Annotated in this window: 7 protein-coding genes and 1 rRNA gene; 2 read left to right on the top strand and 6 right to left on the bottom strand. The window is 41.6% G+C overall.

Features of this window, described 5'->3' with window-relative positions; translation table 11 throughout:
* Window positions 1-350 precede the first annotated feature (350 nt).
* From V7L07_RS27815 to V7L07_RS27805, 3 genes are all read right to left on the bottom strand, one after another.
* Window positions 351-1550 carry a response regulator gene (locus tag V7L07_RS27815; RefSeq protein ID WP_335062277.1) on the bottom strand — a complete coding sequence of 400 codons (1200 nt, stop codon included), beginning with the start codon at window positions 1548-1550 and terminating at the stop codon, window positions 351-353.
* A gap of 843 nt (window positions 1551-2393) precedes the next feature.
* Window positions 2394-3323, bottom strand: a complete 930-nt coding sequence (gene murQ / locus V7L07_RS27810; protein WP_335062275.1) for an N-acetylmuramic acid 6-phosphate etherase — start codon at window positions 3321-3323, stop codon at window positions 2394-2396.
* Window positions 3324-3421: 98 nt separating this feature from the next.
* A complete protein-coding gene (locus tag V7L07_RS27805) occupies window positions 3422-3868 on the bottom strand; it encodes a DUF3110 domain-containing protein (protein WP_179063679.1) in 447 nt (148 codons plus the stop codon).
* A gap of 271 nt (window positions 3869-4139) precedes the next feature.
* Here V7L07_RS27805 and V7L07_RS27800 point away from each other — a divergent pair, with 271 nt between their 5' ends.
* Window positions 4140-9956 (top strand): translocation/assembly module TamB domain-containing protein, encoded by a 5817-nt coding sequence (locus V7L07_RS27800; RefSeq protein ID WP_335062273.1) that lies wholly within the window; start codon window positions 4140-4142, stop codon window positions 9954-9956.
* 24 nt (window positions 9957-9980) lie between these two features.
* Here V7L07_RS27800 and V7L07_RS27795 read toward each other — a convergent pair whose 3' ends face one another.
* Complete coding sequence (locus tag V7L07_RS27795; RefSeq protein ID WP_335062271.1) at window positions 9981-10910, bottom strand: carbohydrate ABC transporter permease; 930 nt, start codon at window positions 10908-10910, stop codon at window positions 9981-9983.
* A gap of 154 nt (window positions 10911-11064) precedes the next feature.
* Here V7L07_RS27795 and V7L07_RS27790 point away from each other — a divergent pair, with 154 nt between their 5' ends.
* Window positions 11065-11727 (top strand): GIY-YIG nuclease family protein, encoded by a 663-nt coding sequence (locus V7L07_RS27790; RefSeq protein ID WP_335062269.1) that lies wholly within the window; start codon window positions 11065-11067, stop codon window positions 11725-11727.
* Window positions 11728-11832: 105 nt separating this feature from the next.
* On the opposite strand, the gene V7L07_RS27785 is transcribed toward V7L07_RS27790, so the two are convergent.
* Complete coding sequence (locus V7L07_RS27785; protein ID WP_335062267.1) at window positions 11833-12609, bottom strand: ABC transporter ATP-binding protein; 777 nt, start codon at window positions 12607-12609, stop codon at window positions 11833-11835.
* A 145-nt stretch (window positions 12610-12754) separates the two neighbouring features.
* Window positions 12755-12847, bottom strand: a 5S ribosomal RNA gene (gene rrf, locus V7L07_RS33580); the annotation flags it as partial.

The following is a 12847-nucleotide window of genomic DNA, read 5'->3' as shown; positions in this document are numbered from 1 at the left end:
ATATTTGTATTTGTTTAATTTTGATTCAATCTTTATATATCAACATCAGAAAAAGTACGTAATCAACATAACTTAATATATATTTAAATATAAGATAGTTTTATCACCGAATTTTTGATTGCAGACTAAAAATTTAAAAATACCTGAAAGCAAGCGAATTTAAACGCAAGAATAAATCTTTAAATCCAAAATTAATTGACATAGCCAATTACTTGATGACTGGAGTCAATCAAAAATCTAAAATCTAAAATCCCAAATTGTTTTACCTCAATAATTTAATTTTTACTGAGGTGGAAAAATCTATAAGTTTTGAGGAAGAATTCAGAATCAAAAATCGTCTCTAATTCTCCCTAATTACAAACCTCTAAACTAGATTTACTTTTGTCAGTGGATACACTTAATGTAGGCAAATACTTGCGGACAATACTCATTACCTTATCAGCCACTACAGGTTTAGTGAGAAAATCTGTAGAACCAACTACTTTGGCACGAACTCGATCTAACAGACCATCACTGCCTGTTAATATAATTATTGGTGTGTTGGAAAAGGTAGATATTCGTCGTAACTGAGTACAAATTTCGTAACCACTGGCAACTGGCATAATCAAATCCAAGAAAATCAAGTCTGGTTTATCCTGAATGAGGGTTGGTAAAGCTTGTACAGCATCTTGAATTTTGACAAACCTCAAGCCATTGGAAGTGATAATATCCTCTAGCATTTTACATACTTGAGGGCTATCATCGACGCAAGCCACTAGTGGAACAGTCCGCTTCTTTGCTTGTGTGGTAGTAGAGTTATTGTTGGCTTCAGTAATTCCTAAAGGCAAGTCAGGTACTTCTACCAATTCAATGATTCCTTTAAGGATATAGGGAAGCAATGAACGGGTGAGTGGCAGTACACTCTGCTTCATTTTCATGGCTAAATCTCGCAGAGTGAATTTGCCATTGATTAAATTCACAAAGTTTTTGTAGACAGATGGACTAACCATCTGCTCAAGTTGTTCTGGTCGTCGGAGAATTGGTGCCAAGTCAGGAGAAAAATTTGCTAAACCGGCTTCTGACCAAATTTTCCACGAGTCTTGCATGTGCTTTACAGACATTTCTGCACTCGTGAAGCTCATTGGAGTTTCTAAGATAACTTCTTGGCTGCGACTGCAACTTATAGAAGCAAAGTTTCCTTGTAAAGCTAGGTCAAATAATAGTTCTGCTATTGTATTTTCTGCAATAGATTGAATCTGCTCCCTCTGGATTTTCTGTTTTTTATAAAAGACTTCTATTAGTTTATAGTCCCAGTAATCAATTGATAGGTCTTGCACACGTAACTGCAACTTATCAACATCAATCTGGGGACAATTTTGAGCTATATGTCTACGCCAACGTCGGAAGGGATGAGTTCCCCCTGTCGCCCAAACTATTCGTCCCAGTCGATAGTAAAAAGTCCATTGACTGCCTTTTGAACTCTTAATACTTAACTTGCCATTGTATTGTAACTGAGTACAAGTTTTAAATTCATTTACTAGGTTATTTGAAATAAGTTCCTGATGGGGCATAGTTTGTTCCTTTTATTAAAAATCTAGCCATTAAAACCGACACTAGTGTAGAAAGGTATAAATTCAGCTACTATTTCAATTAACCTGATAAGGTACTCAAGTTACTTGTTAAAACCAGGCAAAACTTCCGCCACAGTAGTGTTCAGTAAATATGTAAACAAGTACAAATGCATTTGGTATATAACAATCTAAATCAAAATTATTAAAAGCAAGGTAGATGAGAAGATAGCAAAATCCTTGCTAGTAAATAATTTATCTAGCATAGAGTTTTTATTGGCAGACTTTATTTTTCTGATAATTCTGCTAACATTTATGACTAAAGTGGGTTGCCATCTCCACATCATGAAGTATTGAGTATTGATATATCATTTTAAGAATTTTCATACAAAATCATATCCGTATAAGTTCTGAATTTTTGTTTAAAAAAATTAGAATTCTCTAGAGAGTTGTGCTTTAGTTATTGAAATTGACAATAATATGTTAAAAATATTTATTGAAGTTTGCAATTATTAATACATTGAGTTATGTAAGCTTTTTTAAGAAATATTTTTTTGAAAAAGGCTTACTACTAAGACAAGTAGCAGCCATATTATAGAGTAGACATCTTCAGAAATATGCTTTATCCACAAAACTTATAAAGACATAGCACTGCTATGCCTCTACATTCTTTTTCACTAGATATCTAGTAGACATCTAAAGAATTGGCGTAGTGAAAATACCCTGAGGGAAGCCGCTTCTCTACGAGACGCTCCGCGAATGCATCTATATGAATTGTCCCTACAAAGGGTTTCAGGTAAATGCATATTTAATTGTCGGAGATGTCTAATATTTTTTTAATAAAAATTATTCAAGTTGGTTGTGGTTTTGATAGCTCACAACAGCTGCTCTGAGATTACTTTGGTGTTCTGAAAGCAGCCGATCGCCTTCATCTTTTTCCAAACCAGTCCAGTGCATTAATAGCGCCAGCTTAACCCATTTACCACTGCGTTCTAGTAAAAAACCAGCAGCTTCTCGACTTAAACCTGTGAGGTCTTGCAAAATTCGCAAAGCGCGATCGCGTAACTTTTGATTTGTTACCGCCACATCCACCATCCGATTGCCATAAACTTTGCCTAGCTTGACCATTACGCCACTAGAAAGGATGTTTAAAGCTAATTTAGTGGCTGTACCAGCTTTCAGGCGAGTTGAACCGGCGATGATTTCTGGCCCTGTCAATAGGCGAATATCGATATCGGCATCAAAGCTAACTTGTTCAGCGGGAACACAGGCGATAAAAATAGTTGTGGCTCCCCTCTGACGAGCAGCATGAAGCGCACCGTGGACATAAGGCGTTGTTCCACCAGCAGTAATGCCAACTACGACATCTAGTTGGGTAATATGTCGCCCAGCGATCGCACTTTCACCATCTTCGATGCTGTCTTCTAAATCTTCAGAACTGCGTACCAGTGCGCCAGCGCCACCAGCAATAATCCCCTGTACCAACTCTGGGGGTGTACAAAAAGTAGGTGGACACTCAGCAGCATCTAACACCCCTAACCTGCCACTTGTCCCTGCACCGATATAAAATAGGCGTCCTCCGTGGCGCAAACGCTCTGCGGTACGCTCAATTGCCTCTGCCAACTGAACTTTCGCGGCTGCAACTGCTGCAACGGCTTTTTGGTCTTCGTTATTAAACAACTCCACCAATTCCAGAGAACTGAGCTGGTCTAAATTCAGACTGTTAGGATTTACCAGCTCGGTTAAAAGATGTCCCCGTTCCTGCAAGTTTGTCATTTGTCTTTTGTCATTTTTCATTTGTCCTTTGTCTTTTGTCCTTAGTCATTAGTCATTTGTCAGTTACCAATGACTAATGACCAATGACCAATGACCATTTACAATAATCCTTCCAATTTGCGACGAATCTTCTCTAGTTCAGAATCAGACAATTCTGGTTCTTCTAGTGGCTGTTGATTGAGCAAGAAGGTGTCTTCAACAGTATCATCCTTCTTGGCATCTGCTTGCCAGTCAGTTTCTTCTACATTCAGTTCTGGGGGAGTGACAACTAAATTGCTGTTTTCTGGGATAATTTCCCATTCATATCCAGCACTTTCGCAAAATTCCTTGATTTCCTCAGCATCCATCGGCTCTGGTGTTGGTGCGGGGAAATCTTGAGCTTCTAACATCAGGGCAAAGCGCGTCGCATCGTCTTCTGACTCGAACATCAGAATTTTATTGCGTAGCTTGCCGCTGTAGGCATCGCCCTCCCGAATCGTGTGAATCCCCTCATTTTCCGTTCGAGCATTAAAAATTAACACAAAGACACGCATTGGTGTAATCATCTGTCCTTTTTAAGGTTTATTAATATTAAAGTTCGAGATTGTGACTCAAGGGAAGTCACAGGAACAATTTTCACTCTATTCAGATTTTCCTGAAAACGCCAATATTATTAAGCATAAGTATTAGATCGAGATTAGATCGAGCAAATACCGTAACTTAACCAATGAGGTCTGGGGTTTAGTTGGCGTATCCTGGAAATGGCATACTGAATCAATGTGCCAGTTAATGCTTGTGTGTGCCAGCGACATCCGGCAATTAATACAGTGAAAGCAAATGATTAAATCTCCCAATCAAGATTGTCACTCCCCTTACCCTAACCGCAAGCGTATGTGGTTGCTGGTGTTGAGTCGGGGTAGCATTGCCTTGGGCGGACTTTTACTGTTAGGAGTTATTGTCGGTATTTGGCGGTTATGGACTTTTGTCCAAACAGAGTTAACACCCTTGGCACAACAAAGTCTCACGACTACACTCAATCGTCCGGTAAATCTGGGAAAAGTCACACAATTTTCGTTGACGGGAGTGCAGTTTGGGGCTTCCGCTATCCCTGCGACAAGCACAGATCCAGACCGGGCCACAGTGGAATCTGTGGAGGTGGGTTTTGACCTGCCACAACTAATTTTTAACCGCCATTTAAAGCTAGATGTCACCTTAGTCAACCCAGATATTTATATTCAACAGGATGACCAAGGGCGCTGGGTTTCCACTACTATCGCGTCGTCAGGTGAAGGCGGCCCGATTAAAACCGATTTGGACAACCTGCGGTTTCGTAATGCGAAGCTGGCATTGATGCCACAGGAGAGGGCAGAGGAAGCAGTGGGCAGGGGGCAGGGGGCAGGGGGAGAAATAAATTCAAAATTCAAAATTCAAAATTCAAAATTGTACCCTTACAGGGAAGCAAGCTACGCGCAGCGTCTCGTAGAGAAGGAAAAGACTGGGGGAGATGAAGGAATAGCGGGAGCAATATCTCCTTCATCTCCCATAACATTTTCTCAACTCAACGGATCTGCCCAACTCCTCGCAAATAATCAGTTGATCCGATTTGAAGTTGGGGGTCAAGCAGATAGTGGTGGCAGTATTTCTATTCAGGGAGAGACGCGTTCCAGGGTGCTAGCAGGGAACTTCCAGGTGCATGCACAAGATTTGCTAGCTGCGGATATTACTCGGTTGATTAAGTTACCAGTGAACTTACAGGCGGGTCGAGCCAATGGTGACTTGCTGGTTCGGTTGACGCCAGGACAGCAAACTTTATTGTTTGGCAATGCTGCTGTGCAAGGGGTAACACTTCAAATACCCAAAGTCCCGCAATTGTTGAGCAATAGTCAAGGAAACCTCCACTTCCAAGGAACGGAGTTGCAGTTAGAAAATGTTACTAGCAACTACGGCAAAATTCCCCTAGTGGCTACGGGAATCATCGATACTAAAGCAGGCTTTAAGTTGGCAGCGCGTGTAAATGCGGTGAGTTTGGCAAATGCCCAGGAGACTCTCAAAATAAAACTACCTGTGCCGATCGCAGGACAAGTACAAGCAGACTTACAAATTACCGGATCAACTAAAGAGCCAATTCTCTCTGGCTCAGTTGCCACAATCCAAACTGCCCGAATTGATAAAGTTGATTTTAATAGTATCAGTAGTAAGTTTGAGCTTGTTACTAGTTCCTCTTTAATTACCCTGAAAGATATTCAAGGTAAAGCTAAAGTTGGTGGTGACATTACGGGCGCTGGCACAATTCAACTCGGTAAAAGCCCACGACTGGATTTAAATTTTGCTGCCAAGAATGTTCCAGGGGATGCGATCGCAAAAGTTTATGAAACAACACCCGCTTTTCAAATTGGCAATGTCTCAGCTACAGCCGAACTAACTGGCGCTCCCACCAATGTCCAAACTGTGGTACAATTTCAAGCTCCTAACGGAACTTACCCCGGAACTGGCGAAGTTGCAATTGCTCCAAATCGCACCGTCTCTTTCCGCAATGTGGCTCTAAATGTCAGTGGTGGTACAGTCCGGGCAACTGGTAGTTATGCCAATGAGCGTTGGCAAGCTATGGCTGTTGCCTCTGGGGTGAAATTGGAACCCTTTGTAAACAAAAGTCAACTGCAAAATGTCTCTTTGGAAGCAGCACAGTTTAATGGTCGTCTCCTCCTCTCAGGAAGCACAGCACCATTTAAAATTGCCACGGTTCGCAGTGATGGGGCAGGAGTTCAAATTGGTGGTGGCACAGTTGCAATTTCTAATATCCAATTGCAAGAGCAAAGCTTTTCTGCTCAACTTGTAGCTAATAATGTGCGGCTGGGACAAATATTGAAACAGTCTCTCCCAGCTTTAAATAATCCTTTGGCGGGAACGTTCCAAATCGCAGGGAACAGAGAGAATTTCAGTCTCAAAACTCTCAGTGGCAGTGGTGAAGGTCGCCTTGCTATTGGCGGTGGCACGGTTACAGCCAAAAATATCCAAGTGGCTAATGGTGTTTATCAGGCGCAAGTTCAAGCTAAAAATGTGCCTGTGCAGCAGTTGGCAACATTACCAAAGCAGTTCCAAGGTGCGTTAACTGGTCAGTTCAATGTAGCGGGTTCTGTTGATTCTTTTAAACCGCAAACTATTCAAGCCAGTGGTCAAGCGCGGATAAATGTTGGAAGTGGAACGATTACAGCCTCTAATATTCAAGTGGCTAATGGTGTATATCAAGCGCAAGTTCAGGCTAAGAATGTGCCGTTGCAGAAGTTGGCAGCAGTACCAAAACAATTCCAGGGAGCGTTAACTGGTCAAGCAAACGTGGCGGGTTCTGTTGAATCTTTTCAACCACAAACTATCCAAGCCAGTGGTCAGGGACAGCTGGATGTTGCAGGTGGAACGATCGCAGCCTCTAATATCCAAGTGGCTAATAGTCGCTATCAAGCTGTCGTTAATGCTTCTGGTGTGGAATTAAATCGGTTAAATCAGCAATTACGGGGTCAGTTTGGCGGTCAGTTGCAATTAGTTGGCACGCTAGGATCTTCCAAATTAGCTGATGTGCGTGCTGCTGGACAGGTGCAATTATCTCAAGGTATTCCTGGTCTTGAGCAACCCTTGAGTGCTGCGATCGCTTGGAGTGGTGAAAGGCTGACCATTGAGCGAGCAACTGCTCCCGGCTTAAGTGTGACTGGTAACATATTAGCCAATGCTAAAAAGGCAGGCATACCGGAAATTACTGCCCTAAATCTCAATGTCCAAGCGCAGAATTACAACTTAAAACAGTTACCAATCAATCTTCCTAATCAGGTTGCTGTGGCGGGAAGAGTAGATTTTAATGGTCAAATCACTGGTAAGCTACCCTTACCGAATGTGGTAGGGCAAATCAACTTACGAGACTTGGTTGTTCAAGATATTGCTTTTGAACCGTTGTTAACTGGAAACATTGATTCCGCACAGGGACGCGGTTTAAATTTGAACTTAGCAGGTAATAGCGATCGCCTCAACTTCAATTTAGATGCCAATAATCGCCCGAAATCTTTCTTAGTCAAATGGCAGCAAGCATCAGCCACAGGTAATATTCAAGGGAATGATTGGGCACTGAAAGTTGCCAATTTCCCCTTACAAATATTGAATTTGACTCCACCAGCAATTACTCGATTGGGTGCTGGTAAGATCGCTGGATTGTTGACTGGGGATTTACTATTTAATCAGCAGACATTGGCAGCAACGGGGAATTTAGCGATCGCTAATCCGCAAATTGGCCGAGTTAAAGGCGATCGAATAGCAGCTCAATTCCTCTACAGTAACGGTAAAGCCACACTCGCAAGTAGTGAATTTGTCAAAGGCAGCAGTCGCTACGCCCTTGTCGGTACTTTCGATCAAACTCCGAAAGGCCCTCAACTACAAGGTAAACTGAACGTCAAGCAGGGTCAAATCCAAGATGTTGTAGCTGTAGCAAAAGTATTTGATTTACAAAATTTGCCAGGTGGTTCCGCAGAAATCTACGGTACAGCAGCGGATCTAACCACCACCCCCCAAGGAGCGCCAAATCTACCCTTATTAACCCAAATCCAACGGTTTTCTGAAATTGAAGCTTTGGTAGCAGAAAAGGAACAACAGCGACTTGATTCCACTCCTATACCAGATTTGGCAGACTTAAAGGGGACTTTCAACGGGGAAGTGGCTGTAAATACAGCTACAGCCAATGGTTTATCAGTGGAATTTAATTTGAATGGACAAGACTTTGCCTGGGGTAAAAAGGAAGAACGAAATCGTTTTTATACTGCCGACAAAGTGATTGCTGAAGGCAACTTTGAAAACGGTGTATTGAGTTTGCGACCATTACGCCTTGAATCTCAAAACAGGCTAATTGCCTTCACAGGTAACGTTGGCGGTGATGAACAATCTGGTCAGCTGCGGGTGAATAATTTTCCGGTACAAGTACTGAATAATTTTGTCAAATTGCCAGTTGGAATCACAGGTAATCTTAACGCTACAGCAGCTTTAGCAGGCAGCATAGCTAATCCCCAAGCTAGAGGGGAATTGCAAATCACAGAAGGAATGCTGAATCAGAGCAAAATAGAGTCAGCAACAGCAAGTTTCAGCTATGCCAACGGACGCTTAAACTTTGGTAGTACTGTAGCAGTTGCCGGGCCAAAGCCTGTTGATATTACTGGCAGCATACCTTATAAATTGCCTTTTGCTTCCGTTGCACCAGACAGTGAGCAAATCAGTTTAGATATGAAGTTAGAAAACGAGGGATTGGCATTGTTAAACGCATTGACTAATCAAGTGGTATTTGAGAAAGGTGAAGGAGAAGTAGACCTCAAGGTGCGAGGAACATTGCAAAAACCCCAAGTAGATGGAATTGCTACTGTCAATAATGCTACTTTTTCAGCCCAGGCATTGCCAGGTAAGCTGAGACGTGTCACGGGTAGAGTACTGTTTAATTTTGACCGCATCTCAGTAGAAAATCTTCAGGGTAGATTTAGCCGTGGGAAGGTAGAAGCTGCTGGAGAAATTTCCATCTTCAACAATGAAAACGTGACTATTAATAATCCCCTGACTGTTAACCTTGATCAGCTGGCGTTGAATCTCAAAGGACTTTACCAGGGAGGCGCTAGTGGCAATTTGCAGATTACTGGTTCTGCCCTTAACCCCATGATTGGCGGTAGAGTAAATTTATTTGATGGTCAGGTATTGCTAGCAGAATCTACCAACGCCACAACATCTGCAAATAACAGTAGTCTTGGTGTATCACCCACAAAAGCCGATAAGCAGAGCAAACCTGAAATTAGGAATGGGACGGGAAATGCGAACGCCAGATTTAATAATCTAGATTTGGAACTAGGTAAAAACGTCCAAATTACCCGTGCCCCTATTCTCAGCTTCCGCGCCACTGGTAATCTCATAGTTAACGGCTCAATCAATCAACCTATACCCGATGGCACTATCCAGTTAGAACAAGGTGGAGTCAATTTATTTACTACCCAATTTAACCTTGTTCGTGGCTATAAACACACCGCAACTTTTAGTCCTTCTCAACCCCGTGACCCCAACTTAGATATTCGGCTATTTGCTAAAGTACTGGATGTAACTCAAAGTAATGATTTCGGACGAGTAAATGCCACAGGTTTATCAGCCTTAGAGAGTGTTAGAGTCGAAGCCACTATCAACGGTTTAGCGAGCAAACTGAATGAGAATTTAGAATTAACAAGTAGTCCATCACGTAGTCAAACCGAAATTGTTGCTCTTTTAGGAGGTGGGTTTGTAGACACCCAAGGACGTGCAGACAGTACTTTGGGTCTGATTAACATCGCAGGTTCGGCTGTATTCAACAATTTTCAGTCAACTTTTAACCAAATTGGGAGTACCTTTGGCTTAAGTGAATTGCGGATATTTCCTACCGTTATTTCTGAGAATCCCGAAGCAGGAAGAAGTAATTCAACTTTGGAATTAGCAGCTGAGGCTGGGGTTGATATTTCTTCTAAGATATCCGTCTCCAGCATCAAAATTTTGACCACAAATGACCCATTCCAGTGGGGTGTTAATTACCGGATAAACGATCAATTTCGTGTTCGTGCTTCCACTAACTTAACCGATGACAGTCGTGCAGTAGTCGAATATCAGAACCGGTTTTAAATCCCCGTCTCAAATAAGTCAATATCAGATATTGATATTATCATCCCCTTGCTGATTAATAACTAATCGCAAAATCGATAACCCTAAAATTATCAAAAATAGCACTAACCCAATCGTGCAAGCATAGCTAATTTCCAAGTTGTTAAAGGCTTGCTCATATAGATAATAAACAATTGTTTTCGAGCTATTGAGTGGTCCTCCTTGAGTCATAATGTAGACTTCTTCAAACACTTTGGTCGCAGAAATAGCCGAAATCACCGCCACTAGTGCTAAATACGGCTTCATCAAAGGTATGGTAATATCCCAATGTTTGCTGATACCATCAGAGCCATCGATGGCTGCGGCTTCGTACACATCAGCAGGAATTGATTGCAACCCTGCTAAATAAATCACCATGTAGTAGCCTAATCCCTTCCAAACGGTAACAGCCATCACGCTGGCAAGAGAAATTGGTACGATGCCAAAAATTTTTGCTGGGCTAGTTAGCCAAGGGATACCTTCTGGAAAAATACCTAAAGCTTTAAATAACTGATTAAGTAATCCGTTTTCTGCATACAGCCATTTCCAAGCTATTCCCGCAACCACCATTGAAATTACTACTGGGGTATAGTATGCTGCTCTAAACCAATTCATCCCCCGCAGTTTTTGATTTACCAAAATTGCTAGCACTAAGGGAGCAATTACTAAAATTGGTACTACACCCACAAGATACAAAAAAGTGTTTTCCAAGGTTTTCCAAAAAACTGCATCCTTCCAAAGCTTGAGGAAATTGGCGAAACCTATCCATTTTGGCGGCTGGGCAATATCTTCATAGCTGGTAAAGCTGAGGTAAAACGCTTGCAATGCAGGCCAAAAGACAGTTAGCCCTAAAATAATCAAGGCGGGTAGTAAAAATAAATAAGGCGTTAGACGCTGTTTGATGAACATCCAATTCTTAAGTGTTAATTTATTCATCGGAAGTTTAATAGTTATTTTTTGCTTTTTCAGAACAAGAATTTGGAGATGTGAGTAGATTTAAGCTTCAATATTTTAAGGGCATATATTTGCTTGCGTAGCGCTTCGCGCTTGCCGTAGGCATTGCTAATTAATAATTCAGAGATAAACTGCGATGGAAACTCAGCACAATCCACCAATTGAACATCAAAATGTCCCCATAAACCACCGTGGACTACATGAATTTTTGTACAGTTCTGAAGACGAACACGCTGCTCTTGAAGTGAGTATAACTCCTGAACTGGCAAACAATGGTACTGAAATCATTGACCTTGAAGCTTGGAGTGCAGCTACTCAGAACGCAAAAATTGCTGGTGTTTACGCAGTATTGGACGCAGAACGCCACAGCCAGTACATTGGCTATTCTCGAAACGTGTTGCTTTCCCTAAACAGTCATCTTCGCCAAAATGGTAAGCAAAAGTGTGCTTTTGTGCGTGTACAATCATTCAAGTTCCCCAAGCGTCAAGAAATGGAAGATTTGCGAGATGCCTGGATAGCAGAACTCGAAAGTACGCCACCTGGTAATGCAACTGATGGCGCAATGTGGGCTAGTACAGTAGGCGAAGCGACTAAGGCGGTAATGTCGGAGGCGGAACGTCAAGCCTATGAGGATAAAAAGCTAAAATTGCGGAAAGCAATGGCTGATACAACCCTTTCTAAAGAGTTAGAAACAACAGATGCAAGTCAAGCCGAACGTCAGCGTCAACTTGAAGGTGCTGTAAAAAACGATGACTGGAGTGTAATTATCGACGCACAAACACAAGAAACCAAGTTTTAGGATGAGTGTTCAGTCTTCTTGTTATTTCCCCACTTGGATATCCCATATTTTTACAGGATAGGATATTCAAGACTTTGTTACGCTCAAAACTTTAAGATTATAATCTTAAACAGCAGAAATAGCACAAACTTGTAATCCAACGGGTGTGTGAATAATCACTGATTCTACACCGAAGACTTGTGCGATCGCATTTGGCGTCAGAACTTCTTCAGGTGTACCAACTTCCCAAATATGACCCTGTTTTAATAATGCAATGCGTGAACTATAACGGGCTGCTAAATTCAATTCGTGTAAAACTGTGACAATAGTTAATTCCTGCTGCTGATTCAGTTCTTTAAGCAGTTCTAATAGTTGCAATTGATAGTTGATATCTAAAAAAGTTGTCGGTTCATCTAATAATAAAACTTTGGGTTCTTGCGCCAGTGCTAGAGCTAAAAAAGCCCGTTGTCTTTCACCACCTGAGAGTTGTTCGACTAAGCGATCGCTTAATTTTTCTAATTGCGTCTTTTTAATTGCAGCTTCAACTTTTACCCAATCTTGGGCATTTAATTCCCATTGCCACCAAGATTGATGGGGTGTGCGTCCTAAACTTACTAATTGTCGCACTGTTAAGCCAACAGGAACAGTTTGTTGTTGCGGTAATAACGCTAGCTTCTGTGCAACTAGATTTGGAGGTTGAGAGTGAATTGCTTTACCATCCAGTAGCACTGTTCCATATTGCGGTAAGAGAATACGACTGAGCAATTTGAGTAAAGTCGATTTACCTGAGCCATTAGCACCAACTAAACTCAACCATTCTCCTGTTTGCAGAGTGAGGTTAATGTCTTGGACAATTGGTACTGAGGTGTAACCGCCTGTAAGATTTTGCAGTTCTAGTGGCATTTCAAAAAATAAAAAATTAAAGGTGTAGTAAACAACAATTTTTAAAAAGGCGTTTTGATGCAGAAGAAGTTAATGAACTTCAAGTAAACACTAATTAAACAAAAAGCCTCTCTAATTTTATTAGAGAGGCTTTTTGTAAAAATAAACCTGGCATCGAGCTATTTTTGCGTAGGGCTACCCCTAAACTATCGTGGCCGCAGCAGCGTTTCACCTCTGAGTTCGGGAAGGGTTCAGTGTG

This window comes from Nostoc sp. (assembly GCF_036916985.1).
In the GTDB taxonomy this organism is placed as follows: Bacteria; Cyanobacteriota; Cyanobacteriia; order Cyanobacteriales; family Nostocaceae; genus Nostoc.
Note: the sequence above shows the minus strand (reverse complement) of the source record. Positions and strands in the feature narration are given on the sequence as shown.